The organism is Chryseobacterium gleum, assembly GCF_900636535.1.
Classification (GTDB): domain Bacteria; phylum Bacteroidota; class Bacteroidia; order Flavobacteriales; family Weeksellaceae; genus Chryseobacterium; species Chryseobacterium gleum.
The window spans coordinates 4,954,905-4,980,329 of record NZ_LR134289.1 but is presented as its reverse complement, the minus strand read 5'-3'; the positions used below and the strand labels follow the sequence as shown (position 1 = coordinate 4,980,329).

Below are 25,425 nucleotides of genomic sequence, written 5' to 3'. Positions count from 1 at the left end.
TTTTTCTATTAATCGTCTTCAGTTTTTTTCTTTCTGAACAATTTCATGAAATACTCCCATCCGAAGAACAGAATCAGAATCATAGCTGCAATCCACCAGTAAGAGGTTTTATTAGCTTCTCCTGTATTGGTTGCTTTAAACATTCTTTCCCAACGGATTTTGAATGGTGCCTGATAAGTAGAACTGTTGTCCGCAAATGCACCCTGAAGGCTCATCCAAGTAAACATTGGTTTTCCAACGATATTTTCTTCAGGAACGAAACCAAAGAATCTGGCATCCAGTGATGCATCTCTGTTGTCCCCGATCATCATATAATAATCCTGCTGAATGGTATATTGACTGGCTTCTTTTCCGTTGATGAAAATTTTTCCGTTCTTTTTTTCCAGGCTGTTATGCTCGTACTCAGAAATGATCCACTGATACATTGGAAGGGTTTCCTGATTGATGGCAACCACATCTCCTTTTTTAGGGATTCTAACCGGGCCATACCAATCCTGATTCCAAGGTTTGTTGATCGGGAAGATAGATTGGGTTGTATCAATTTTAGTTTTCGCTTCGTCTCTGTAATATACTGCTGCTTCTCCCTTAGGTGAAATTTCTTCCTTCATATCAATAACGTGAGGAAGTTCTTTAATTTCTTTAGCAATTTTATCCGTTAAACCCTGGAACCCATAAAGGAAACCTCCATTATTTTGCTGTACTTCCTGAACCGGTAAAAATCCATAAGCTTTATATAAAGTAGGGATATCCAATTGTGCATCCGTAGTTACAATATATCTGTGCTGTACTTCCTGGTCTCCCAAAACGGTTTCCGGTTTTCCATTAACGAAAAGTCTTCCGGCTCTCATTTCGAAAGTATCTCCTGCTGTTGCCACACATCTTTTTACATAAGGATCTTTTCTGTCGATCGCTGTATGTACAGAATCCTGAGGATAGTTGAAAACCACCACATCATTTTTCTGCGGCTTGTTGAATTGTAAAATTCTTGTATAAGGAAGCTTTACAGCATCTACGTAAGATTTCGGATCATCTTTCGGGTTCCCTTTCTGCCCTGTATCCATAATGGTTCCCTGAAGGAAAGGTATTGCTACCGGGCGCATCGGAAGTCTGTATCCGTAGCTCCATTTGTTTACAAAAAGGAAGTCACCTACCAATAATGTTCTTTCCATTGATCCTGTTGGAATTCCGAAAGGCTGAGTTACAAAAACGTGGATGATGGTAGCAAAAACTACAGCAAAGGTAATAGAACCAATGAATGTATCTTTCTTCTTATCATTTTTCTCTTCATCTGTAAGGAACAGGTCATTTGCATTTTCATCTTCTAACTCTACATCTTTGGAATAGTTGATTACTGCCATGTAAATAAACGGCAGGATCACCGTAAGAATCTGATCTTTGAAAAGTGTTTTCCCAAACTTTTTCACCAAGTAAAGGTGGAAAACAGACATCATGATTGGCCCTACTATCGGAAGATAGGACAGGATTGCCCACCATTTCGGATGTTTTGTTTCTTTAAGAATAATGAAATAGTTGTAAAAAGGGATAAAAGCAAATAAAGGGCTGTACCCCATTTTCTTGAACAGTTTCCAAGATGAAATCCCCATCAATACGGATAGTATGAGGACATATACTGTATAAGTTAAAAAATAATTCATAAATTTTTTGTGCCTATTCTTATGATATAAATGATAAATGATGAGTAATAAATGATAAAAGCAGTCCGCTGTTTACTATTCACTCATCATTTTCTGTCTTATTGGTCTGCAATTTACAGAATTTGTTACAAATTAAAGTCCCAAAACGTCTTTCATTCCGAAGTTTCCTTTTTTATCTTTAATCCATTCAGCAGCTACCACAGCTCCCAATGCAAAACCGTTTCTGTTGAACGCGGTATGCTTGATCTCGATTTCATCCACTTCACTTCTGTAATATACACTGTGGGTTCCCGGAACCTCATCTTCACGTATTGCAAAGATGCCAAGCTGCTTACCTTCTGTTTCTTCCAGCTTCCAGGCATCAAATTTCGGGTTGTTTTGAATAATCCCCTCCGCGATGGAAATTGCAGTTCCACTTGGTGCATCTTTTTTATGGATGTGGTGAATTTCTTCCAACTGACAAGAGTATTCATCTACATTCTTCATCAGATCTGCAAGCTTTTCGTTCAGAGCAAAAAACAGGTTGACTCCCAAACTAAAATTGGAACCGTATAAGAAAGCTGTATCATTATCCACAGCTAATTTTTCAATTTCAGCTTTTTTCTCAAGCCACCCTGTAGTTCCGCAGATCACAGGTATTTTGTTTTCAAGACAAGCTTTGATGTTTTCAAAAGCTACTTCCGGTAGTGAAAATTCGATCACAACATCCGGATTATTAAGATTTTCAGAAGTTGGGGTTTCCTTCAGACGGGCAACTACTTCATGACCTCTCTTCTGCGCGATCTCATCAATAATCTTACCCATTTTACCGTAACCAACTAATGCTATTTTCATATAATCTTTTTTATTTTTTTCCTGCATTCAATATGGTTTTCCTGCAGAGATGTTGTTTTTTAAAATCTATAACTTAAACTGAATCCTGTTTTCGGAGCGCTATAACCGTACTGATCCTGAATAACCGATGGTTTAAAACTGAGATCCGGATCATGACGGCTTTCATAAAGGTGTGCATCTACTACAGCGTCTACAATATTCAGAATATAGATCAATCCTGTAATAGCAATGGCATAATCCCTTTGTCTTTTGGCTCTGTCCTGTGCATTTCCTAAAGCTCTTTTGTCTAACCACGGATGACTGTCCACAAACTCATTAGGAGTTCCGTTCAGTTTTGCCACATAATATTCACGATATTTTTTATACTGGTTATCATTCCATACAGCAATACCTACTCCAGCCCCTACAGCTCCCCAGACAATCGGAATCTTCCAATACTTTTTATTATAAAACTGTCCCAATCCCGGTAGAACAGCAGAATACAATCCTGCCCTCGTAGGATTCAGTTTTATGGTTTTGGCCGTGGGACCATTGGCTTTTTCAAGATCTTCAATGATCTTTGCTTCTGTTTTACCTGGTTTTATCACACGGGGTTCTTCTTTCGGAGGAGTTTCCATCCGAACGGTATCGATAGGTTTAACTTGTGAATAGGCCAGTGCAGCAATACACAAGAAAAGTGTGAAAAATATTTTCTTCATTATTTAATATGGGATAAAATATATTCCAGCTCTTCTTCATTTTTGAAGTCCAGAACAATTTTACCTTTTTTACCATTTCCAGAAGCTTTGATTTCCACTTTTACATCCAGGATGTCAGCGATGGTCTTCTGGGCTTTTTTATAATTATTGGAAAGCTCCACTTTTGCTTTTTTAGCAGCAGGAGACTTTGGATTCTTCAATGCTGCAGCTGCCTGCTCTGCCTGACGAACGTTTAATTTTTCTTTGATAATAAGATCAAACAACACCTGCTGATCTTCTTCGCTTTCAAGGCTAATGATAGCTCTTCCGTGTCCCGCAGAAATTTCACCGCTTCTGATGGCATTCTGGATATCCGGATTTAATCTTAAAAGCCTGATAGAGTTGGTTATGGTACTTCTGTCCTTCCCTACTCTCTGGCTAAGTGTTTCCTGAGTAAGCCCGATCTCTTCCAAAAGCCTATGATAGGTCAAAGCAATTTCAATAGCATCAAGATCCTCTCTCTGGATATTTTCAACAAGAGCCATCTCAAGAAGCTCCTGATCATTTACCAGACGGATATAGGCAGGAATAGTTGTTAAACCGGCAATTTTAGTTGCCCTGTAACGTCTTTCCCCGGAAATGATTTCAAACTTTTCACCATCTTTTCTCAGGGTAATCGGCTGAATCACGCCTAAGTTTTTAATTGACTGTGCAAGTTCGTTTAATGCTTTTTCATCAAAATAAGTTCTCGGCTGCGTCGGGTTCGGATAGATATCTTCAAGCGCAACTTCTACAATATTCCCTACAAACTTATCTGCTCCTTCATCAGTAGCGGAGTTGATCGTTGCTTTGGATTCTGCACTTAAAATGGCGCCCAAGCCGCGTCCCATAGCTCTTTTTTTGTCCTTCATAGATATAATTGATAAATGATGTTTGAAAAGTGATGACAGGCATTCACTCTGGCCATTTATTATTAATTTAATTCTTTATTAAGTTTTCATTCTTCAAAAGAACTTCTTCAGCTAACTGAATATACTGAACAGCTCCTTTACTTTCCGCATCATAATTCAGGATACTTTCCCCGAAACTTGGTGCTTCACTCAATCTTACGTTTCTGCTGATAATGGTTTCAAAAACCATTTCCGGGAAATGCAGATTTACTTCTTCCACTACCTGATTGGATAATCTCAGACGGCTATCATACATGGTAAGAAGAAGACCTTCTATTCCAAGATCTTTATTATGGATCTTCTGAACGTTTTTAACGGTGTTCAAAAGTTTTCCAAGCCCTTCTAATGCAAAATATTCGCACTGGATCGGAATAATTACAGAATCTGCTGCCGTAAGCGCATTTACCGTGATAAGACCTAAACTCGGTGCACAGTCGATGATAATATAATCATAATCATCTCTTACACTGGCTAATGCTTTTTTCAGCATATACTCACGGTCTTCCTTGTCTACCAATTCAATTTCTGCAGCTACAAGGTCAATGTGCGATGGAATAATATCCAGGTTCGGGGTTGCTGTCCTTTTGATACAAACCCTTGTATCTGCACTATGCTCCAACAGATTATATGTAGAATACTGAACATCCTCAACACCTAATCCGGATGTTGCATTCGCCTGAGGATCAGCATCAATAATTAATATTCTTTTTCCAATACTCCTAATGCTGCTGCCAAATTTACAGCGGTGGTAGTTTTACCAACACCTCCTTTTTGATTAGCAATACCTATGATTTTTGCCATTATTAGAACTTTAAGATTCAAAAATACACTTTTTTCTTTGCTCTCGGTAAGCGGGGAAAATCAAAATTGAGTTAAAATATTGTTAATAAGCAATTTAACGATAAAAAAAATTATCCACAAAAAAAATTCTTTGTGGATAACTATTTGAAATTTACTTTTACATGTTAATTATCAAATTTCATGGAGATCGGAAATTTGAAATAACTTCTTACATATTCTCCTTTTTTGTTTTTGGCTGGAATCCATTTTCCTTTACTGGAAATTGATTTAATAGTTCTCATTGCCTCATTGTTAAAATCGGCGTTGGTTCCGTTAGCTTTTACCCCTGAGATGGTTCCGTCCATTTCTACAATAAAGGTAACTGTCGTTTTTACTACATCTTCTGATTCAAATCCTGAACCGTCGAAGCTGTTCATTACTTTATTTCTGAAGGAGTCTATTCCGCCAGGATAGCTGGCTTCTACTCCCAATTCTCCTGCTTCAGCAATTTTATTTTTATCCACCGGGTCAGCAATTACAGGTGGAGGTGTCGTAATTACAGGTCCTGTTCCTACTGTTACTGTTGGAACATTAGGTGTATTAGGTATAACCGGATCTCCTTTAAAATTGTCCTTAAAACCTACTACTGCATCATCAGGAACAGGATCTTTTTTCACATTATCCTGGGCTGTACTTGATGGTGTAGGCACTGTACTGTCAAAAGTCTTTGTATTGGGAGCTGTTTCAGGTTTTACCGGAGTAATTTTTACCGGAGGTGCAACCGGATCGTCAGGAATTAATACTGGCGGAGGAAGTACATATTCTTCACCTGTTGTAGTTTCTACAGGCTTCAATACAGAAATTACAAACGGCGTAATAGATACAGCCGCCATTAAACTTGCTCCGATAAAGAGCGCTTTGGTTAATATTCTATCTGATTCGTTTCTTAATACATAGGCACCATAGTCTTTATTGCGGTGCTCGAACAGGACTTCGTTAAACCGAAATTCCTGGTTTTGGTTATGTTGTTTCATCACTACTACTATTTAAACTGTTAAAAATTTGATTATTAGTTTTATTATTCTTATCGATAAGTACTGTTTCAATATCAAAACATCTGCCAAAATTTTATCAAAACAACATAATATTAGAAAATTTTATGATAAAGTTTAAATTTTAACATTTATAAATAGAAAGTTTATGCAAGAAATAGGAGTTATTTCTTCTAAAGTAAGTGGGAGAACAAACTTAATGACCTCTTATAAAAACAAAAAAAAGAGACCACCATGATAGCCTCTTTTTTATTATTATGTTGTAAGAAATGTTAGAATAATTCTTTTCTGATGATGTTCTGACTTCTTTCAGGACCTACAGAAACTAAATAAACATTGATTCCTAAGTATTTTTCAATAAACTCGATGTATTTCTGAGCCGTGTCAGGAAGTTCATCATAGCTTCTTGCTTTGGTAATATCTTCGCTCCAACCTGGTAAATCCTGATAGATTGGTTCGTAATTGTATAGTTTTTCTGTTGACGAAGTGAAATAATCGATGATTTTTCCGTCTTCAGTTTTGTAATGGGTTACCACTTTAAGGTTTTCAATTCCTGTAAGAACGTCTAATTTTGTAATTACAAGGTTATTGATACCGTTGATCATACAGGCATGCTTTAAAGAAACAAGGTCTAACCAGCCTGTTCTTCTTGGTCTTCCTGTAGTTGCTCCGAATTCACCACCGATCTGTCTGATTTTTTCACCCAGCTCGTTATCCAGTTCAGAAGGGAAAGGTCCGTTTCCAACTCTTGTACAGTAAGCTTTTGCTACACCGATAAGATTTTGAAGTGAAGTTGGCGGAACACCTGCTCCTGAACAAACTCCTCCTGTAGATGGAGAAGATGAAGTTACATATGGATAAGTTCCGAAGTCGATATCAAGCATTAACGCCTGTGCTCCTTCGAATAAAACGTTTTTACCGTCTCTGATTGCTTCGTTCAGTTCTAATTCAGTATCAACGATTCTGTCCTGAAGCTGCTTTCCGATAGCTAAATATTCATTGTAGATTTCTTCAACATCTAAAGCCGGTTTTCCGTAATATTTTTCAAAAAGAGAATTCTTTACTTTTAAGTTCTTCTCGATTTTATCTCTTAAAATTTCTGGATTTAAAAGATCCACCATTCTGATCCCGACTCTTGCAATTTTATCTTCATAACAAGGTCCGATTCCTTTTTTGGTAGTTCCGATCTGAGTTCCTCCGTGCTCCTCTTCACGGTAAGTATCCAAAAGGATGTGGTAAGGCATGATCACATGCGCTCTTCTGCTGATAAAGATATGATCTGTTCTCAAGCCTTTGCTCTCGATCTGACCAACTTCTTTAATAAAAGACTTAGGGTTTACCACTACTCCGTTCGCAATGATACATTTCCCTTTGCATTGAAGAACTCCTGAAGGAAGAAGGTGTAGAACGAATTTTTCATCCCCTACATAAACCGTGTGACCAGCATTGTCTCCACCCTGGAAACGTACTACATAATCCGATTTTGCTGATAAAACATCCGTGATTTTTCCTTTGCCTTCATCTCCGTACTGAAGACCTACAACTACATAAGTTGACATATTTTACTTTTGTTTTTAGATTCGTGCAAAATTACTTTTAAAAAAAATGACGGCCAAATTATAGAGGATATTTATTTTAAGTTGGGGTGAAAATCATGAGGTTGGAAATACTAAAAATGAAATATTAATAAGATTTATTCTGTATTATTGTATTTACAAAAAACTAATGTGCCAACCAATTCAACTAAATATTTCATTAGTTTTCACTTTCCGAAGAAGTTTAATATAATTTAAAACTCCAATAAAAAAAATTATTTATCTACTCTTTTCTATACTTTTTCTGGGTACTTCTTTGAGTTTCTCACCCAAAAGAATGGAAAACGAGAAATATAAGCTGACCGGAAAAATAGTAAGTGATATTTCTCTACCTCCAGATTGTGGTTATATACCTTATGCTACATTAATAGAATTCGAAATTATTAACTCAAATATAAAAACTACACAGATAAAAAAGTCCCTATTATCATAAAATGTCCTGAATTTTATGGAGATCACTTTTTTGAAAAAGATAAGATTTATACACTCAGTCTTATCGACAAAAGCCAGACTGATTTTGGATGGACCATTACAAATTTAAATTTGGAAAAGAAATATAATCTGGATAAAAGATTATGGGCAATATCAATTAAAAAAGAGGAATAATCTTTATTAATTCAAAACTTTTTTATTCCCTATCTTTGATAGGCATCTAAATAAGCTATTATGCGAATATCCCAAAAATCAGCCTGTCTCCCATCAAAAATAAACAACGAATCTCAGCTGTACTACACCCTATTTTCCCCGGAAACAGCAAAAGCCACCCTGCTCATTGTTCACGGTATGCAGGAACACAGCGGAAGATATGCAGAAATTGCGGAATATTTTGCAGCTCATGGGATTGCTGTATTGACTTATGATCACTTGGGACATGGAAAATCGGTAAAGGAGAAAAAAGACATTGGCTTCTTCCAGCTTGAAAAACCGGATGGAAGACTTGTTGCAGACGCGGAAATGATGGCTGATTACCTTGCAGAACAATATCCAGATGTTCCCCATTTTATTCTGGGACATTCTATGGGATCTTTTATCACCCGCTGTCTTCTTCAAAAGGCAAGCAGTAAGTTTGCAGGAGCTGTCATTACAGGAACCGGCGGACCTTTACCGGGAATCGATATATTGAGAGGTTATTTGTCATTAGCCACAGCTATCGCTCCTCGTCACCGTACTTTTTTGAATTCTGTTTTTACGAGCGTCAATAACAAACATTTTAAAAAGGATAAAGATTTCAGTGATACCAGCTGGCTCAGTGTAAATCCTGAAAACAGAAAGAAGTTTGAACAGGATGACCTCTGCGGAATTCCGTTTACCCATAATGCTTTTTATACCTTATTTACTATCTATAAAAAAGCTACATCAAGGAACTGGGCTTCTTCCATTCCGAAATCATTTCCATTTTTATTTGTAAGCGGGCAGAATGATCCGATCGGTGATTTTGGAAAAGGCGTAATACATACGGTCAACAACTTAAAAGCTGATGGTTTTCAAAATGTAGACGTCAAGATTTATCCTGAAATGCGTCATGAGATTCTGAATGAGGAAATACGGGAAGAGGTACTGAACGGGATTTATAACTGGATGATAACAGAATCATGAGGCTCCATATTTTCGGAGCTTCAGGCTCCGGTGTTACCACTCTAGGAAAAGCACTGTCTGAAAAACTCAATATTGAATACTTCGACAGTGATGATTTCTTCTGGCTTAAAACTGAAAATCCTTTTACAGAAAAACAGAATCCTGAAATAAGGAACACTATTGTTTCGGATAAACTTCATACCACTGAAAACTGGATTTTCGGAGGTTCCATCATTCATTGGGGTGAAAATGTATTTCCAATGTTCGATCTGATTGTATTTCTCTATCTTCCTCCTGAACTTAGAATGAAAAGATTGAGAAAAAGGGAATATGAAAGATATGGTGATGAAATTTTCACTCAGCCGGAAAAAGCTCAAAAATATCAGAAATTCATGGAATGGGCTAAAGATTATGATTACAATACCGGGATTGCCACCAGAACTTTAAAGGCTCATCTGGAATGGCTGTCTGAGATGAACACTCCTTTGATTGAGATTTCAGGGGATTATGAACTACAACAAAAGATGGATATGGTTCTGGATGCAATCAACAGGAAAGGAGAAAAATAAAAAGCAAAATCCCGGTTATAGTCAGCCGGGATTTTTATGATAAGATTTGGCTAAAGCCAAAGGATTTCTAATCTTATTGATAGACGGGCTAAAGCCCGCCTCTACTGAATATCTGATGATTCTGTACAAATGCAGAATACAATCATTAATCCAGCGCTAATTCCCGGTCTATACCAATTTCTTCCATAAAAACTTCATCGTGGGAAATCACCAGCAGAGTCCCATGATAGTCTTTGATAGAATGGGTAAGGATTTCCACGTTCTGAAGGTCAAGGTTATTCGTAGGTTCATCAAGAATGATCATGTCAGGAGCTTTATTACTGATGGAAAGTCCGCAGAGAAGCAACCGTAAGCGCTCTCCTCCGCTCAGCATCCCGCATTTTTTGTCCCAGGTATCTTTCCCGAATAAAAATCTGGACAGTAATGTTTTAATTTCAGATTCCTGCGTGGCGCTGTCATTGAAAGTCTGTACAAAATCATACAGCGTTGAGTCATTATCAATCAGAGAATATTCCTGATCAATATAGATACTGTTGAATCCGGACCTGTTTATTTGTCCTTCCGAAGGCTCTGTTTTTCCCAGCAGAAGTTTTATCAGTGTAGTTTTTCCGGAACCATTTCCTCCTTTAATCGAGATCCTGTCTCCACTCCGGATCTCAAGACTAAGATTTTCCTTCCAAAGTTTCTGTTCTCCATAACTGAAGTTGATATTTTCAGCGGTAATCAGGATTTTCCCTGAATGCAGATTGGAATCATTAAAATTCACTTTCATCTGATCAGAATTTCTTACCGATGAACGAAGGTCCCTTAATTCATGTGAAATACCACTGATTTTCTCTGTATGAACCGATTGCAATTTCGAAGAATTTTTCTCAGCATTATTCCTGAGAGTATTCATCATAATTCTTGCTACACCGGATTTTTCCTGTTTCCCCTTCCCTCTTGCATCAAGCTTTTGCTTTCGTTCTAATGTTTCCCGTTCTTTTTCCTTTGCTTTTTTCAATGCCCGTTTTTTAGCATGAATATCATTATGCAAAGCTTCTTCTTCTACTTCTTTCTGTTCTGCGTAAAAATCATAGTTTCCTCCATAGGCTGCAATTCCTTGATTGCTTAACTCGAAAATGGTATCAACAAGATTAAGTAATGTACGGTCATGACTTACGATCACAACGGTTGCATCTGTTTTGTCAATAAGATCATACAGCAGCTTTCTCCCCTCCATATCCAGATGATTGGTAGGCTCATCCAATATGATCATCTCAGGCTGATTAATCTGGATTCTGGCAAGAAAAACTTTGGTCTTCTGTCCTCCGCTTAAACCTTCCAGCTTCCGGGTAAGTTCAAAATCGCCAAGCCCCCAAAGTTCCAGGGCATGCCGGCATCGTTCCTCAATATCCCAGTCGTCATTGAGTGTTTCAAAATAAATTTCGTCTACCTCCCCGCTGGTAATTTTTTCGAGAGCATGCAGCTTCTTATCTATTTTCAGACATTCGGCAATCGTAAAATGATTGAAATTCCCGAACATCTGGGGTACATAAAAAACCTCCCCCTGAAGGCTGATATTACCACTTAAAGGATGTATTTCACCTGCTATAATTTTCAGCAGGGTAGATTTTCCCATACCGTTATTTCCCACTAGAGCAGACTTGGTATGAGATTGTATTGTTAAATTGGTATGATTAAATAGAAGATTTCCTCCCGGAAACCCAAAGGATATATTTTGCAGTAAAATCATGATTTCTTTCTTAATAAAGGTTAAACACCGATAACATGGTGGTTATCGTTTGATCAAATCGGAAAGAAATTATATCCTACATCTCTGTATTTTTGGGTTTTGAAAGAACAAAGATAGCACAAATACCGGATTAAACACAAAAAGATTTTAATGAAAAATCTAAAATCCGTAACTTTGCCTCCTACTAAAAATTTTATGGAAAGCATTAAAGTTCACGACAAAACTTTCGTTCCTTATTTAAAGGATGCCGAAATTCAGGAGATTGTAAAAGAGACAGCGTTAAGAATTTATGAAGATTACAAGGATGAAGTTCCTGTTTTCATTGGCGTTTTAAATGGAGTTGTTATGTTCTTCTCTGATCTTTTAAAATATTACCCGGGGGAATGCGAAATTGCCTTCATTCAAATGAGTTCTTATGTAGGAACTGAGTCTACAGGGATTGTTTATCAGAAAATGGAACTGACTAAAGATGTGAAAGACCGTCACATCATTCTTGTAGAAGATATCGTTGATACAGGAAATACGGTTGAAAGTCTTTTCAAATATTTTAAAGAAACACAACGTCCTAAATCTGTAAAACTGGCAAGTTTCTTACTGAAACCTGAAGTTTATAAAAAAGATTTCAAACTGGATTATATCGGGAAAGAAATTCCGAACAAATTTGTACTTGGATACGGACTTGATTATGATGAATTAGGAAGAAACCTACCGAATCTGTATCAGCTGGAAGAAGGACAAATCAACCATTAAAGTGCTGTTGGCTATTAGCTGGTAGCTTTTAGCTTAAAATTATATAAAGAAATAAATTTAATAATAACTTAAAAAAGCTGAAAGCAAAATGCCAATTGCCGGAAGCGAATCAACATTATGATAAACATTGTTCTGTTCGGCCCTCCAGGAAGTGGAAAAGGAACGCAAGCCCAGAATCTGATCGAAAAATTCAATTTAAAACAGGTTTCAACAGGTGATCTTTTCAGATACAACATGAAAAACGACACTGAACTTGGAAAACTGGCTAAATCATACATCGATAAGGGTGAATTGGTTCCGGATCAGGTAACAACAGATATGCTGATCGATGAGATCAAAAAACCTACTGATACCAATGGTTTTATCTTTGACGGATATCCAAGAACGACTGCTCAGACAGAAGCTTTGGAAAAAATCGTTAAAGAAGTATTACATGACGAGATAGACATCTGTCTTTCATTGGTAGTAGAGGATAAAATTTTGGTGGAGAGACTTCTGAAAAGAGGTGAAACCAGCGGAAGATCAGATGACAGCAATGTAGAGATCATCGAAAACAGAATTAAAGAATATTATACCAAAACAGCAGAAGTTGCCGAGCTTTATAAGCAGCAGGGTAAATATGTAGAGGTAAACGGTGTTGGAGAAATTGATGAAATTTCCCAAAAACTTTTCGCTGAGGTAGAGAAAATTAAATAATCGGGAATGAGCAAGGGATACAAAATAACGTCCCGCAACCCGCAACACAAACTATATGTCTAACTTTGTAGATTACGTAAAGATCCATTGTAAAAGCGGACACGGAGGTGCTGGTTCTGCCCACCTTCGCCGTGAAAAGTATATTCCTAAAGGTGGTCCTGACGGCGGCGACGGAGGTCGTGGAGGTCACATCATCATGAAAGGAAATGCCAACGAATGGACTTTGCTTCCCCTTCGATACACCCGTCACGTAAAAGCTGAACGTGGTGAAAACGGAGGAAAAAACCAGCTTACGGGAGCTTTCGGAGCTGATGTTTATATTGAAGTTCCGGTAGGAACTATTGCCAAAAATGAAGAAGGCGAAATTATCGGTGAAATTTTAGAAGACGGACAGGAAATCATTCTGATGCATGGTGGTAAAGGAGGTTTGGGAAATGAGCACTTCAAATCTTCTACCAATCAGACCCCGAGATATGCACAGCCAGGTCTTCCGGGAGAAGAAGGTTATATCGTTTTCGAGCTTAAAATTTTGGCTGACGTAGGGCTGGTTGGATTTCCGAATGCCGGAAAATCTACACTTCTGGCATCTGTTTCTGCGGCAAAACCCAAAATTGCCAACTACGCTTTTACCACATTGACTCCTAACCTTGGAATTGTAGATTACAGAAATTACAAATCATTTGTAATGGCTGATATTCCGGGGATTATTGAAGGAGCAGCTGAAGGAAAAGGCTTGGGACACAGATTCCTGAGACATATTGAAAGAAACTCTATCCTATTGTTCTTAATTCCGGCTGATTCCGAAAATCATTTCCAGGAGTTTAAAATTCTTGAGAATGAATTAAAAGAATACAACCCTGAATTACTGGACAAAGATTTCATCATTTCTGTTTCAAAATCCGATCTTCTGGATGATGAACTGAAAAAAGAAATTGCAGCAGAATTTCCTGAGAACAGACAGCCTTTGTTCTTCTCGGGAGTTACCGGTGAAGGTCTTATGGAACTGAAAGATGCCATCTGGAAACAATTGCACGGATAAAATTGTACATTGAATTACTTTTATAGTAACTGCATCATAAAAAAACAGCCTCAGATTTCTCTGAGGCTGTTTTTATTTATAAAATTGCTCTTATTGAAATCAACTTAACAGATTTATCCCTTTATATTTAACATAAAAACAAAAAAACATTTTATCTTTTGGAACAATTATTGACGTGACCCTTTGAAATTGAAAAGCTATGAAATATTTACTAGGCCTTTGTGCATTGATCTTTTTATTTTCCTGTAACACTTCTCAGAAAGTAAATTCCAAATATTCTACCATTGAATATGAAGCGACTCCATGTTTTGGATTCTGCCCTGTTTTTAAAATGACAATTAATCCGGACAGAACTGCTGTTTTTGAGGCAGAACATTTTAATTTTAATGACAAGCCTTCAAAGGATGAATTTTCCAAGCCACGTGAAGGCACTTTTAAAGGAACCATCAAAGAAGAAGATTATAATCAATTAATCAGCTTGCTGGATGGGCTTAATGTAAAAGGTTTAAATGATAAATACGGAGAACACAATATTACGGATCTTCCAACCTCTTATTTAAGAATCAAATTTGCTGACGGAACTTCAAAAAATGTAGAAGATTATGGAAAACGCGGAAGTGAGAAGCTTTCGGAAGTCTATAAGTTTTTGAGAATCTAAGAAAAAACCAGCAATGGACTAAGGTGAAATAAGCCTTATAAAAATATTTAAACTATCTTTGTCATAATAATTCCTTCTTCTGGGAGGAATTATTATTTACAGAACTATTAACCATTCAAAAAAAACATGAAAAAGAACATTTTTTTCGCTCTGGCATTTGTTTTATCAACAATAAGTAATGCACAAACAACTTCCGAATCGATGAGCTTTGGGGTAAAAGGAGGATATACATTATCCAGCATGAAATTCTTTAATACACAGCTCGATTCAAAATCTTATTTCTACGTCGGAATCCTGGCCGAGCAGCCATTGTCCTCTAAGTTTGGTTTGCAGGCCGAAGTATTATATACCCAACTGGGAGGTAAAGACGCTTATCCATGGTATGAGTTGGTAGGCAATGAAGTGGTAAACATGGGTAACATGCACTTTAATTATAAATTCAACCAGATACAGGTTCCCATTTCAGTAAAATATTATATTGTCCCAGAGCTTTCTGCTTCTGTAGGGATGAACTTAGGATTTAATATTTCATCCAAAGTAAAAATGAATACTGTTTTTGATGAGACTGAAACACACAATTACGAATCTTTAAAAACCTTGAATTTATTTCCATTTCTAGGCGCAGAATATAAGATTAATGAAAAGTTTTTTGTGGATGCCAGGTACAATTTCAATTTTATAGAAATGAATAAAAACAATGCGGTTCCTATTAAAATAGGATTTCTGCAGGCTGGTGTAGGATATAGATTTAAATAAACTGCAGGTATTTAACAGAAAAAATGGCGGCTCATATTCGGGCTGCCATTTCTGTTTTTCAATAGGCAATAAGTCTACAAAAGCGGAATGAGATACTTAAAAATATTTAAACTACCTTTGCAGAATGTAATTCTTTCAGACTGAAGGAATTTTTATTTAAATTTTAAAATAATTCATTTGAATTTTACAGACTTAAACTTAATAGAACCTATTGCAAAAGCAATTCAGGAGCAGGGTTACACGACTCCTACTCCTATCCAGGAAAGATCTATTCCTGATATATTAGACGGCAGAGACTTTTTAGGCTGCGCACAGACAGGAACAGGTAAAACAGCGGCTTTTTCTATTCCTATTCTACAGAATTTATCCAAAAATAAAATTCCCAATAAACATATAAAAGCATTAATTCTTACTCCCACCAGAGAACTGGCCATTCAGATTGAGGAAAATATTAATGCTTATGGTAAATATCTTCCGTTAAAGCAACTTGTTATTTTCGGAGGAGTAAAACAAGGAAATCAGGAAGCTGCATTGAAAAAAGGAGTTGATATTCTGGTAGCAACACCGGGAAGACTCTTAGACTTCATTGCACAGGGAATCATCAGCCTGAAAAATCTTGAAATCTTTGTACTGGATGAAGCAGACAGAATGCTGGACATGGGATTTGTACACGATGTAAAAAGAGTCATTAAACTTTTACCTCAGAGAAGACAGACTTTATTCTTTTCAGCAACAATGCCGGGTGAAATTCAGAAGCTGGCTAACTCAATTCTGAATAATCCTGTAAAAGTAGAGGTAACTCCGGTTTCATCTACAGCAGATACTATCAAACAATCTGTATATTTTGTAGAAAAAGATAATAAACTGAATCTGCTTTCTCATATTCTGAAAAATGATATTTCAGATTCTGTATTGGTTTTTGCCAGAACGAAGCACGGTGCGGATAAGATTTCCAGAAAATTACAGAAAGACAATATTTCTGCAGAAGCTATCCACGGCAACAAGTCCCAGAACGCAAGACAGAATGCTCTGAATAACTTTAAATCCGGTAAAACAAGAGTTCTGGTAGCAACGGATATTGCAGCCAGAGGAATTGATATTGATGAACTGAAATTCGTAATCAATTTTGAGCTTTCCGATGTTTCTGAAACCTATGTACACCGAATCGGAAGAACAGGAAGAGCCGGAGCTGAAGGCACCTCTATTTCTTTTGTAGACGGCCTTGATCTTTTAAACTTAAAGAACACAGAAAAGCTGATTGGGAAGAAAATCCCCGTGGTTAAAGACCATCCTTTCCATACGGATGATCTGGTTGCACAGAAGAGAGATTCCAATAACAAACCAGTTCCTGCCGGGGGTGAAAAACCTAAAGCAAGCAACAATAATAATTCAAGATCAGGTAAAAACCGTAAAAAGCCTTCACCAACGGCTTCAGTAGGATTTAAAAAACCTAAGAATAAGAATTTCACCAGAAAGAAATAAAAGACAAACCCCTTTCAATATTGGAAGGGGTTTTATTTATCTTGTCATTAAATTGTATTACTTAAAAAGTTTCTTTGCATTTTCAGTTGTAGTACGGTCTATTTCAGAAAAGTCTTTTCCATAAATATTCACCAGTTTTCCGGCTACGAGATCAAGATATGAACTTTCGTTTCTTTTTCCCCTGTAAGGAACCGGAGCCAGATATGGAGAATCTGTTTCCAAAACAATTTTATCTAATGGAATTTCATGCAGAAACTGATCTATCTTTCCGTTTTTGAAAGTCACTACTCCACCGATGCCTAAAATAAAATTAAGATCAATAGCATGCTGTGCCTGTTCAAGATTTCCTGAAAAACAATGGAAAATTCCTCTCAGTTTCGGATGCTTTTTTCTTTCCAGTACCTCAAAAGTTTCATCAAAGCTTTCTCTCGTGTGAATCACGATCGGAAGATCTTTTTCTATTGCCCAATCGATCTGCTGTTCAAAAGCTTTCACCTGAATATCCAAAGTTGTTTTATCCCAATAGAGATCAATTCCGATTTCTCCTATTGCAGGAAAATGTCTCTGATCAAGGTAATTTTTCACAATTTCAAGTTCTTTCTCCCAGGATTCCGGTTTTACATAACAAGGATGCAGACCCATCATTGAAAAAATCTGTCCCGGATATTCCGTTTCCAGCTGCAGCATTTTTTCATGGGATTCAGAGTCAATGGCAGGAAGGTAAAATTCTGTAATTCCTTTATCTAAAGCTCTCTGGATAGCTTCTTTTCGGTCTTCATCGAATTCTTCTGCGTACAGATGTGTATGTGTATCAATCATTTTATTTAAATTTCAACAGATCTTCATAAGGATTTTCAAGTCCCAGCAATAATCCGAAAGCCGGTTCTGTTTTTATACCCTGTTTTTTCAGTTCTATTATTTTTTGTTTAAATTCTTCTCCCTTTTCCTGTAATATTTTGTATTCAGCAATCATATGAAGATATGCATTCTGCTCAGTTGTCGGTTTATTCTGTCCAAAAATCTCTATAGGAAATTCATCCAGCATGAAATTTAATGTAATGCATTTTCCACCATTGATGATAGGATATTCAACTTTCGTTTCCACGTTGTGAGGAATAAACCTGCTGAACATCAAATCATCCAGAAAATCTTCTTCAAATCTAAGATCCACTTCAAAAATAAGATCCAGATCACTTCCTTCTATGTCTATTTCAATAGGAACAGTTCCTGCTAAAATAGGTGAATAAGCTTTTAATTTTTCAAAAATATGATACTTTGTTAGAATATTATAAGCTTTTCTCTGCCTTTCATTTCCGTTTTTCAAATAGTCAATCTTTGTAAAATCAGGCATTTAGAATATTTTATGTTTTACTTTCCTACGCTGATTTTCTATTCTTTGATCCAGCTTTTCTCTGAACTCAATAAATTTTGGATCTTTCTTATCATTGGTCTTATGCTCCAGGGCTTTGATAATTTTAAAATTTTCTTTGATAAAATCCTTGGTTTCATCAGAAAAATAAGCATTTCCAAATTTCTCGAAAATATAATTGACAGCCTGCGTACTGGGATGAATCATATCTTCTTTATAAAAACGGTAATCCCGCAGATCATCCATTAAAATTTCATAAACGGGCAGATAATGGCAGTCTTCGAACATCGAAATCGATTCGTGAATTGCTGTAATCAGTTTGGATTTACTTAACTGGTTTTCTACCATTCCATCCTTGGTATGCCTTACTGGTGAAACCGTAAACAGGATCTGTACTCCTTCTTTACAGATGTCTTTAAGATCCAGAATGGTCTGGTAAATCGAACTAGTCAGTTCCTGGTGCGAAAGCAGTCTCTTTTCAAAAAACTTCTGTGGAATTTTGTGACAGTTGGCTACCAGTTTATTTTTCGGCAGAAACTCATAAATAAATGATGATCCATAGGTAATGATGATCCAGTCGGCTTCCTGAAGAAAGGCATTTCCCGCTTCAATGGCGCTGTTAATTTTATCCAAGGTCTGATGAATATAACGGGTATCAAAACTGGTGTGGTGGTCCAGAGAAATATATTCATCATTGTAAGTGATCAGTTCCTCTTCTTCATAAAATGCAGAATCATGTAATCTGTTGACTGCATTATTGATAGAAAAAGGATTGAAAATGGTCCCAAAAGGATTATTTAAAGTCTGAAGCTGCCCGTCCTGCAGTAAGTCTGTCATTTCAGAGGCAAAACATGAACCTATCGAAAATATTTTATCTTCAATCTCAATCTTTTTATCTGATGCGGGGATATCAACTTCTGTCCTGAATTTCATTTATAAGGGATTAGGATTTAGGTATCAGGACTCAGGCCAACTAATTCCTAAGCCCTAATTCCTATAACCTTATTTAACTTTCTCTTCTCAACAAATAATTTGCCAGTTCGATAAAAGGTTTTTTCTTCTCTTCCGGCACATCTATTTTCTGAAGATAGCTTTGTCCGATTTCATTATGTTTTTCGATCAGACGCAATGCTTTCTCATCTACTTTTGTTCTTCTGAAAATCTTTTCAACTCCGTATACCTTATCTACATTTTCAGTTTTTTTGGAATACCAGTAATCCAGCTCTTTTCTTTCTTCATCTGTAGCGTGTTCTCTTGCCAGCAGATACAGAACGGTTTTCTTGTTTTCATAAATATCTCCGGCATGCTTTTTCCCGAACTGTGCCTGATCTCCGAATACATCAAGATAATCATCCATAATCTGGAAGGCAATTCCAATATGTTTTCCGAAATTGAAAATCGCTTTGGCATCTTTGAAGTCTGCTTTTGCAATCAAAGCTCCGATCTCAAATGAAGAAGCACTCAGAACACCGGTCTTATATGTAATCATTCTGATATAATCGTCAAAAGTAACATCCTTCTGAGTTTCAAAGTTGATATCATACTGCTGTCCTTCACATAATAAAAGGCCTGTGTGAGTAAATATTCTGATACATGCCTTGAAGATTTCAGGTTCAAGATCTTCAAAAAATTTATACGCTTTAAGCATCAGTCCGTCCCCGGAAAGAATTCCAACATTAAGGCCATGCAGGGTATGAATAGTTGGCTTATTTCTTCTCAAAGGCGCCTCATCCATAATGTCGTCATGAATCAGCGTGAAATTATGGAAAAACTCGATGGCCAGTGCAGGCTTAATTGCTTCTTTAAGATCTCCTCCGAACATCTCACATGCCATAAGCACCATAATGGGACGAAGACGTTTTCCACCATGGGAAATAATATAGTTCATCGGCTCATATAGTTCCGAAGGTTTATCTTTAAAAGTATATTTCGTAATAGCGTCCGCAACAATCTGCTGGTATCTGTCTAAAAATTCCATAAAATCTTATAATTTGAACAAAAATACGATTTTTCAAGGCTTTATAAAACAAAAAACTTTGCCCTTTTGGACAAAGTTTATATGATAATATGAGTTATATCTTAAGATAAGAAAGTCACCACAAGATAGGTAATTCCTGCTACAATAGCTGAGATTGGAATTGTTAATACCCAAGCCCAAAGAAGGCTTACCGTAATCCCCCATCTAACAGCTGAAACTCTTTTTGTCAAGCCTACCCCGATGATAGAACCTGTAATTGTATGGGTTGTAGATACAGGAATACCGAAGTGGTCTGTGATGAATAAAGTAATAGCACCTGCAGTTTCTGCACTTACTCCTTCTAATGAAGTTACTTTAGTAATTTTGGTTCCCATTGTTTTGATGATTTTCCAACCACCGCTCATGGTTCCTAAACCAATGGCAAGGAATGAAACCAAAGGAACCCAGATATAATGCTGAGCAAAATAATCAAAACGTTCTGCAGAAGGAATATTCAGATACTGAACATCCTGAAGCATATTAACATGATAATAAATTACTGCTGCACCAATGATCCCCATTACTTTCTGTGCATCATTCAAACCGTGTCCCAAGCTGAATAAAGCTGAAGAAGCCAATTGCAGCCTTTTGAAAGACTGGTCTGCTTTGTGCGGGTTTGATCTTTTATAAAGGTGTATAATAATCAGTGTAATGATAACGGAGATAATCATCCCTATAATCGGAGCCATGAAAATGAACAGGAAAATAGGAATTACTTTATCAAACTTCACCACACTCTGATGCGTTACCTGATTGAAAGCTTCTTTAATGGTGCCCCATGTTCCAAGGTCCGGCTGCGCTGCTGCCACATCATGATAATCCATCATGAAAGCATGCATAAGAGCAGCTCCAAGGAAACCTCCGATCAGCGTATGTGATGATGATGATGGGATTCCGAACCACCATGTCAGCAGGTTCCAGGCAATAGCTGCCACAAGACCGGAAAGTATAACTTCAAGGGTGATAAAATTCTCGTTAACTGTTTTGGCAATTGTATTACCGATTTTGAATTCTCCAATAATATAAGCAGCAATGAAGAACGCTGCAAAGTTCCAAAGCGCCGCCCAAAGTACAGCCTGGAATGGAGTTAAAACTTTTGTAGAAACTATAGTTGCAATTGAGTTGGCAGCATCATGGAAACCATTGATATAATCGAAGATAAGAGCCAGCGCAATAATAACTATCAGTAAAATAGGAAATTCCATTTTTTGCTATGTATTAGGCGTATTTAATCATGATGTTCTCAATCGTATTGGCAACATCTTCTGCTTTGTCCGTTACAACTTCAAGGTAGTTCAATACAGATGAAACTTTAATAATGTTGATGGCATCATTGGTTTCAAATAATTCTACCATTGAATTGGAAAGCAGGTCGTCCGCAATATTCTCAATAGAGTTCACCTTAATACAAGCTTCTTTCACCTGTTCCATATTTTTAAACCCTTTAAGGTTTTTCATCGCATTCTGAATTTCAAGACATGCTTTGTGGATCAATAAGGAGAAGTCTGAATAAGCCTTCATCTCAGGTGATTTATAAAGGAAAATATATTTTGTGGATGCGTAGATATAATCAGCAATATCATCAAGTCCTGTTGCCAGCGTGTGGATATCCTCGCGGTCAAAAGGTGTAATGAAGTTTTTCCCTAATTCTACGAAAATTTCGTGTGTAAGTTCATCATTCTTATGTTCGAAGTCACTCATTTTCTTCAACATTGAATCATCATTAAGATCGAAATCCTTGATTCCTGTGTTGAATTCTTCTGACATTGCAACTAGATTTTCAGTTACTTTTTCGAAAAGTACAAAGAAGATTTTATCTTTTGGTTGAAAAGCGTGGAAAATATTACCAATTCCCATTTTTTAGTATTTATAATTCGAGTGCAAATTTCTTAAAAAAGGATTGTACGTGAAACTATATAACATTAAGTTTTGTTAACATTCGCTTAACAACTGATTATCAAACAAAAAAACCGGCATAAATGCCGGTTTTATATGGTTTTGAAAGAGATTAGTTTGCCACCTCGGCTCTCATATCTTTTCCTTTAAATTTCATGGATTGAATATTGCTCAAAACATTGTCTTTGAACGATTTTTCAACTTCGAAGAAAGAGAATTTCTCTAAGATTTCAATATCACCGATTTCAGCTCTTTTCTTGCTCTTTCCGCCAGCAGTAGCTTTATTGATAATATCTAAAACATCAAGCTTCTTTAAATGGTCTTTTTTACCAAGGTTGAAGAAGAATCTTACCATGTTTTCATCTCTTCTTCTTGGCTTTCCACCACGCTCCCTGTCTCTTCCTCTGTCTCTGTCGCGGCCACGATCTCTGTCTCTGTCACGTCGGTCTCTTCTTGAGTAATCATCATCTCTGCTGCTTAATTTTTGCTCAACAAGATCATGCTTGTCTTTGTAGTATAAAGCAAGATCTTTCAGCTGGAACTGCAGAAGCTGGTGTACCAGTTCTTCTTTTGTAAAGTTGCTCAGATCCGGGATTAAACTGTCATCAAATTCAAAAAGATCTTCATGCTCCGTCAATAATTTTTCGAATACACCTCCTACCTGAGCTTTGATAATATCATCACCTGTAGGAATCGTTCTTTCATGAATTTCAATTTTTGTTGCAGATTTGATCTGTTTCAGTTTTCTGCTTTCTTCAGGCTTGATCAGAGCCATAGAAATACCGTCTTTTCCGGCTCTACCTGTTCTTCCGCTTCTGTGAACGAATACTTCAGGATCATCCGGTAAAGAGAAGTGAATAACGTGAGTCAGTGAGTTTACATCTAATCCTCTTGCCGCAACGTCTGTCGCTACAAGAATATCAATGTTTTTCAATCTGAATTTCTTCATTACCGTATCTCTCTGCGCCTGAGAAAGGTCTCCGTGAAGAGCATCCGCTGCATATCCGTTCTGCATTAAGAAATCAGCAACCTCCTGAGTTTCCATTCTCGTTCTGCAGAAGATGATAGAATACTGGTTAGGATTGGCATCGATTAATCTTTTCAATGCTTCTTTTTTCTGGCGGTACCCTACCACATAGTATTCATGCGTAATGTTCTTCTTCACTTCATTGATAGAACCTACAGAAATACGGTGAGGTTTTGTAAGGTAATTTTTGGAAATTCTTTCCACTTCTTTATTCATCGTTGCAGAGAATAAGAAAGTCTGTTTTGTTTCCGGAGTTTCGCTTAGAATGGTTTCCAATTCATCTTTGAATCCCATTGAAAGCATTTCATCAGCTTCGTCTAATACTAACCAATGAATGGCAGAAAAGTCTAATGCCTTTCTGTTGATAAGATCAATTACTCTTCCCGGAGTTCCCACAATGATTTGCGGTTTATCCTTCAAAGATCTCATTTGCTCTACAATACTACTTCCACCATAAACCGCAGTAGTTTTGATGTCTTTCATGTACTTAGAGTAATTCTTTATGTCTTTAGAAATCTGAAGACATAATTCCCGTGTCGGACAAAGCACCAATAATTGGATTTTGCGACTCGTATCGTCAATCATATCCAAAATCGGAAGCGAAAACGCTGCTGTTTTGCCTGTCCCTGTCTGCGCAAGTGCGATCAAGTCGCGAATATCTGAAAGAATAAAAGGGATAGTCTGTTTTTGGATTTCTGTTGGGCTTTCGTAACCCAGTTCGCCAATTGCCTTAAGGATATCAGGACTTAAATTGGTTTCCGTAAATAAATTCATTAACTATTTTAAAATTTTTGCAAAGATACAATAAATATTTGATTTGTTTTTGAATAAATTTTTAAATATGCAAACTTAAATTCACAATCTTTTAATGTATTTTTAATTTTTGGAAAATTAAACCTAAAAAAACATGCTTTGAGTTAAAAACTTGCTAAACATTATTTTTTTTTATTAAATTGGATTGATTTTTTCTGTGTTATTTATGAATTTTCAAAAATAAAGCCATGAAAAGCAAATTTTTCTTTTTGATATTCTCATGCATAGCCATTGAAATATTTGCTCAGACACCTCATTATCCACCCGCCTGGACATTGGAAAACTGTATCGAATATGCAAAAGCAAATAATATTTCCATTAATTCTTTACGGCTTTCAAAAAATTCGGCTGAACAGGATCTTCTTCAGGCAAAAGAAGCAAAATATCCCAACGTAAGCGGAATTATTTCACAAGGACTTTTTGCCCTCAACGGAAGTAACGGACTTCATATGACCGGTGCACAGACACAAAGTATAGGAGCCAATTCATCTATGACTCTTTATCATGCCAACTATATCAAAAACAACGAAGCTTCAAAAAATCTCCTGGTACAGATGGCTGACCTTTCAGTACAGGAAGCCCAGAACAGCATTACCCTTACCATTGCACAGGCTTATCTGAATATTCTGATGAATCAGGAAAACATCATTTCTCTTGAAAATGTACTGAAAACAACACAAACTCAGTTAAAACAAGGAGACCAGCTATACAAAGCAGGAAGCCTTTCTAAATTAAATTATCTTCAGATACAATCACAGGTTGCCCAGGATCAGTATAACCTGACCGCTGCCCAAAACAATCTTCGGACCAATACTGTTAATCTGAAACAAATCCTGCAGCTTCCTTCAGATTATGATTTTCAGATCGTAAAACCCGACAGCATTATGGTTGACAACCAGCTGAAGCCTCTGCAGGATGTACAAAACCTCGCACAAGATCAACGTCCTGAAGTAAAATATGGAGAACTGAACGTAGAAAATTCCAATACAAATCTGAAAATGGCCAGAGCCTCCATTCAGCCTACATTGAGTCTGACAGGAAATATTTCCACCAATTACTCTAACGGAAACGGAAATTATTTTAATCAGCTGGGAAACAATTTCTACATGCCTGTCGGCTTAAGCCTTGGCATTCCGATTTACAACAACAGAATTTATAAGACACAGATTGAGAAATCAAAAATTGCCATTGAACAGGCCAATCTTGACTTACTGAATACCAGAACGGTTCTTAACCAACAGATAGAGCAATCTTATATCAATCTTCAGAATGCGCTGTCTCAATATGATTCTGCCTTTAAGCAGATGGACATCAGTAAGCAAAGCTATGATATTGTTAACGCTCAAATGAAAATAGGAAGTATTGACTATGTGCAGCTTCAACAGCAGAGATTGCTATATATACAGTCTGTTCAGAATTATCTGCAGGCCAAATATACTGCAGTTCTTAACAAGCAGATCTATGAATTTTACGCAGGTAACCCTATAAATCTAAAGTAAA

24 protein-coding genes and 1 pseudogene are annotated in these 25,425 nt (G+C 36.8%); 10 read left to right on the top strand and 15 right to left on the bottom strand.

Annotated features, from left to right (window positions below):
- Window positions 1-8 precede the first annotated feature (8 nt).
- The 7 genes and pseudogenes from lepB to EL165_RS22885 form a co-directional block, all read right to left on the bottom strand.
- Entirely contained in the window at window positions 9-1,655 is a 1,647-nt protein-coding gene (gene lepB / locus EL165_RS22915; RefSeq protein WP_002981261.1) for a signal peptidase I, read from the bottom strand.
- Between the two features lie 132 nt (window positions 1,656-1,787).
- Window positions 1,788-2,489, bottom strand: coding sequence for a 4-hydroxy-tetrahydrodipicolinate reductase (gene dapB, locus EL165_RS22910; RefSeq protein WP_041461892.1), 702 nt, complete (start codon window positions 2,487-2,489; stop codon window positions 1,788-1,790).
- A gap of 59 nt (window positions 2,490-2,548) precedes the next feature.
- Complete coding sequence (locus EL165_RS22905) at window positions 2,549-3,187, bottom strand: DUF5683 domain-containing protein (RefSeq protein ID WP_002981264.1); 639 nt, start codon at window positions 3,185-3,187, stop codon at window positions 2,549-2,551.
- Entirely contained in the window at window positions 3,187-4,077 is an 891-nt protein-coding gene (locus tag EL165_RS22900; RefSeq protein ID WP_002981266.1) for a ParB/RepB/Spo0J family partition protein, read from the bottom strand. The genes EL165_RS22905 and EL165_RS22900 overlap by 1 nt, the downstream gene beginning before the upstream one ends.
- A 67-nt stretch (window positions 4,078-4,144) precedes the next feature.
- Window positions 4,145-4,917, bottom strand: a pseudogene (locus EL165_RS22895) (ParA family protein).
- Between the two features lie 164 nt (window positions 4,918-5,081).
- The gene (locus EL165_RS22890; protein ID WP_002981270.1) at window positions 5,082-5,930 is read right to left on the bottom strand and encodes a hypothetical protein; all 849 of its coding nucleotides are present in this window, start codon (window positions 5,928-5,930) and stop codon (window positions 5,082-5,084) included.
- 290 nt (window positions 5,931-6,220) lie between these two features.
- Entirely contained in the window at window positions 6,221-7,507 is a 1,287-nt protein-coding gene (locus tag EL165_RS22885; protein ID WP_002981272.1) for an adenylosuccinate synthase, read from the bottom strand.
- A 313-nt stretch (window positions 7,508-7,820) separates the two neighbouring features.
- On the opposite strand from EL165_RS22885, the gene EL165_RS25975 reads away from it, so the two are divergent.
- From EL165_RS25975 to EL165_RS22875, 3 genes are all read left to right on the top strand, one after another.
- Window positions 7,821-7,976 (top strand): hypothetical protein, encoded by a 156-nt coding sequence (locus EL165_RS25975; protein ID WP_164720352.1) that lies wholly within the window; start codon window positions 7,821-7,823, stop codon window positions 7,974-7,976.
- A gap of 233 nt (window positions 7,977-8,209) precedes the next feature.
- Window positions 8,210-9,139, top strand: coding sequence for an alpha/beta fold hydrolase (locus EL165_RS22880; RefSeq protein ID WP_002981274.1), 930 nt, complete (start codon window positions 8,210-8,212; stop codon window positions 9,137-9,139).
- Complete coding sequence (locus EL165_RS22875; protein WP_002981276.1) at window positions 9,136-9,687, top strand: AAA family ATPase; 552 nt, start codon at window positions 9,136-9,138, stop codon at window positions 9,685-9,687. Before EL165_RS22880 ends, EL165_RS22875 begins: the two co-directional genes overlap by 4 nt.
- Window positions 9,688-9,832: 145 nt before the next feature.
- Here the strand turns inward: EL165_RS22875 and abc-f are convergent, their stop codons facing one another.
- Entirely contained in the window at window positions 9,833-11,422 is a 1,590-nt protein-coding gene (abc-f, locus tag EL165_RS22870) for a ribosomal protection-like ABC-F family protein (protein ID WP_002981278.1), read from the bottom strand.
- 195 nt (window positions 11,423-11,617) lie between these two features.
- Between abc-f and EL165_RS22865 the strand changes: the two genes are divergently transcribed.
- From EL165_RS22865 to EL165_RS22840, 6 genes are all read left to right on the top strand, one after another.
- Window positions 11,618-12,172, top strand: coding sequence for a phosphoribosyltransferase (locus tag EL165_RS22865; protein WP_041461548.1), 555 nt, complete (start codon window positions 11,618-11,620; stop codon window positions 12,170-12,172).
- Between the two features lie 117 nt (window positions 12,173-12,289).
- The gene (locus tag EL165_RS22860; protein ID WP_002981283.1) at window positions 12,290-12,868 is read left to right on the top strand and encodes an adenylate kinase; all 579 of its coding nucleotides are present in this window, start codon (window positions 12,290-12,292) and stop codon (window positions 12,866-12,868) included.
- 55 nt (window positions 12,869-12,923) lie between these two features.
- Entirely contained in the window at window positions 12,924-13,907 is a 984-nt protein-coding gene (obgE, locus tag EL165_RS22855) for a GTPase ObgE (RefSeq protein WP_002981284.1), read from the top strand.
- A 199-nt stretch (window positions 13,908-14,106) separates the two neighbouring features.
- Entirely contained in the window at window positions 14,107-14,565 is a 459-nt protein-coding gene (locus EL165_RS22850; RefSeq protein WP_232529148.1) for a DUF6438 domain-containing protein, read from the top strand.
- Window positions 14,566-14,691: 126 nt separating this feature from the next.
- The gene (locus EL165_RS22845) at window positions 14,692-15,321 is read left to right on the top strand and encodes a porin family protein (RefSeq protein WP_002981288.1); all 630 of its coding nucleotides are present in this window, start codon (window positions 14,692-14,694) and stop codon (window positions 15,319-15,321) included.
- Between the two features lie 177 nt (window positions 15,322-15,498).
- Complete coding sequence (locus EL165_RS22840; RefSeq protein ID WP_002981290.1) at window positions 15,499-16,803, top strand: DEAD/DEAH box helicase; 1,305 nt, start codon at window positions 15,499-15,501, stop codon at window positions 16,801-16,803.
- 57 nt (window positions 16,804-16,860) lie between these two features.
- On the opposite strand, the gene EL165_RS22835 is transcribed toward EL165_RS22840, so the two are convergent.
- From EL165_RS22835 to EL165_RS22805, 7 genes are all read right to left on the bottom strand, one after another.
- A complete protein-coding gene (locus EL165_RS22835) occupies window positions 16,861-17,622 on the bottom strand; it encodes a TatD family hydrolase (protein ID WP_002981292.1) in 762 nt (253 codons plus the stop codon).
- Window position 17,623: 1 nt separating this feature from the next.
- Window positions 17,624-18,154, bottom strand: a complete 531-nt coding sequence (locus EL165_RS22830; protein ID WP_002981293.1) for a DUF4269 domain-containing protein — start codon at window positions 18,152-18,154, stop codon at window positions 17,624-17,626.
- Window positions 18,155-19,105, bottom strand: coding sequence for a GSCFA domain-containing protein (locus tag EL165_RS22825; protein ID WP_002981295.1), 951 nt, complete (start codon window positions 19,103-19,105; stop codon window positions 18,155-18,157).
- A 73-nt stretch (window positions 19,106-19,178) separates the two neighbouring features.
- Entirely contained in the window at window positions 19,179-20,150 is a 972-nt protein-coding gene (locus EL165_RS22820; protein ID WP_002981297.1) for a polyprenyl synthetase family protein, read from the bottom strand.
- Between the two features lie 101 nt (window positions 20,151-20,251).
- Entirely contained in the window at window positions 20,252-21,394 is a 1,143-nt protein-coding gene (locus tag EL165_RS22815; RefSeq protein WP_002981299.1) for an inorganic phosphate transporter, read from the bottom strand.
- 13 nt (window positions 21,395-21,407) lie between these two features.
- Window positions 21,408-22,046: a DUF47 domain-containing protein gene (locus EL165_RS22810; protein ID WP_002981301.1), complete on the bottom strand. Its 639-nt coding sequence runs from the start codon at window positions 22,044-22,046 to the stop codon at window positions 21,408-21,410.
- A gap of 151 nt (window positions 22,047-22,197) precedes the next feature.
- Window positions 22,198-23,886 carry a DEAD/DEAH box helicase gene (locus EL165_RS22805; protein WP_002981302.1) on the bottom strand — a complete coding sequence of 563 codons (1,689 nt, stop codon included), beginning with the start codon at window positions 23,884-23,886 and terminating at the stop codon, window positions 22,198-22,200.
- A 227-nt stretch (window positions 23,887-24,113) separates the two neighbouring features.
- Here EL165_RS22805 and EL165_RS22800 point away from each other — a divergent pair, with 227 nt between their 5' ends.
- On the top strand, window positions 24,114-25,424 hold the full coding sequence (locus EL165_RS22800; RefSeq protein ID WP_002981303.1) for a TolC family protein: 1,311 nt from the start codon (window positions 24,114-24,116) through the stop codon (window positions 25,422-25,424).
- Window position 25,425 lies beyond the last annotated feature (1 nt).

What these genes read in the sequence shown, in the direction of transcription:
- EL165_RS22885 (WP_002981272.1), bottom strand. Translation starts at nt 7,507, where the DNA reads ATGTCAACTTATGTAGTTGTAGGTCTTCAGTACGGAGATGAAGGCAAA.
- EL165_RS22825 (WP_002981295.1), bottom strand. Translation starts at nt 19,105, where the DNA reads ATGAAATTCAGGACAGAAGTTGATATCCCCGCATCAGATAAAAAGATT.
- EL165_RS22860 (WP_002981283.1), top strand. Translation starts at nt 12,290, where the DNA reads ATGATAAACATTGTTCTGTTCGGCCCTCCAGGAAGTGGAAAAGGAACG.
- dapB (WP_041461892.1), bottom strand. Translation starts at nt 2,489, where the DNA reads ATGAAAATAGCATTAGTTGGTTACGGTAAAATGGGTAAGATTATTGAT.
- EL165_RS22835 (WP_002981292.1), bottom strand. Translation starts at nt 17,622, where the DNA reads ATGATTGATACACATACACATCTGTACGCAGAAGAATTCGATGAAGAC.
- EL165_RS22805 (WP_002981302.1), bottom strand. Translation starts at nt 23,886, where the DNA reads ATGAATTTATTTACGGAAACCAATTTAAGTCCTGATATCCTTAAGGCA.
- EL165_RS22815 (WP_002981299.1), bottom strand. Translation starts at nt 21,394, where the DNA reads ATGGAATTTCCTATTTTACTGATAGTTATTATTGCGCTGGCTCTTATC.
- EL165_RS22800 (WP_002981303.1), top strand. Translation starts at nt 24,114, where the DNA reads ATGAAAAGCAAATTTTTCTTTTTGATATTCTCATGCATAGCCATTGAA.
- EL165_RS22865 (WP_041461548.1), top strand. Translation starts at nt 11,618, where the DNA reads ATGGAAAGCATTAAAGTTCACGACAAAACTTTCGTTCCTTATTTAAAG.
- obgE (WP_002981284.1), top strand. Translation starts at nt 12,924, where the DNA reads ATGTCTAACTTTGTAGATTACGTAAAGATCCATTGTAAAAGCGGACAC.
- lepB (WP_002981261.1), bottom strand. Translation starts at nt 1,655, where the DNA reads ATGAATTATTTTTTAACTTATACAGTATATGTCCTCATACTATCCGTA.
- EL165_RS22905 (WP_002981264.1), bottom strand. Translation starts at nt 3,187, where the DNA reads ATGAAGAAAATATTTTTCACACTTTTCTTGTGTATTGCTGCACTGGCC.
- EL165_RS22820 (WP_002981297.1), bottom strand. Translation starts at nt 20,150, where the DNA reads ATGGAATTTTTAGACAGATACCAGCAGATTGTTGCGGACGCTATTACG.
- EL165_RS22890 (WP_002981270.1), bottom strand. Translation starts at nt 5,930, where the DNA reads ATGAAACAACATAACCAAAACCAGGAATTTCGGTTTAACGAAGTCCTG.
- EL165_RS22880 (WP_002981274.1), top strand. Translation starts at nt 8,210, where the DNA reads ATGCGAATATCCCAAAAATCAGCCTGTCTCCCATCAAAAATAAACAAC.
- EL165_RS22830 (WP_002981293.1), bottom strand. Translation starts at nt 18,154, where the DNA reads ATGCCTGATTTTACAAAGATTGACTATTTGAAAAACGGAAATGAAAGG.
- EL165_RS22900 (WP_002981266.1), bottom strand. Translation starts at nt 4,077, where the DNA reads ATGAAGGACAAAAAAAGAGCTATGGGACGCGGCTTGGGCGCCATTTTA.
- EL165_RS22850 (WP_232529148.1), top strand. Translation starts at nt 14,107, where the DNA reads ATGAAATATTTACTAGGCCTTTGTGCATTGATCTTTTTATTTTCCTGT.
- EL165_RS25975 (WP_164720352.1), top strand. Translation starts at nt 7,821, where the DNA reads ATGGAAAACGAGAAATATAAGCTGACCGGAAAAATAGTAAGTGATATT.
- EL165_RS22875 (WP_002981276.1), top strand. Translation starts at nt 9,136, where the DNA reads ATGAGGCTCCATATTTTCGGAGCTTCAGGCTCCGGTGTTACCACTCTA.
- EL165_RS22845 (WP_002981288.1), top strand. Translation starts at nt 14,692, where the DNA reads ATGAAAAAGAACATTTTTTTCGCTCTGGCATTTGTTTTATCAACAATA.
- EL165_RS22810 (WP_002981301.1), bottom strand. Translation starts at nt 22,046, where the DNA reads ATGGGAATTGGTAATATTTTCCACGCTTTTCAACCAAAAGATAAAATC.
- abc-f (WP_002981278.1), bottom strand. Translation starts at nt 11,422, where the DNA reads ATGATTTTACTGCAAAATATATCCTTTGGGTTTCCGGGAGGAAATCTT.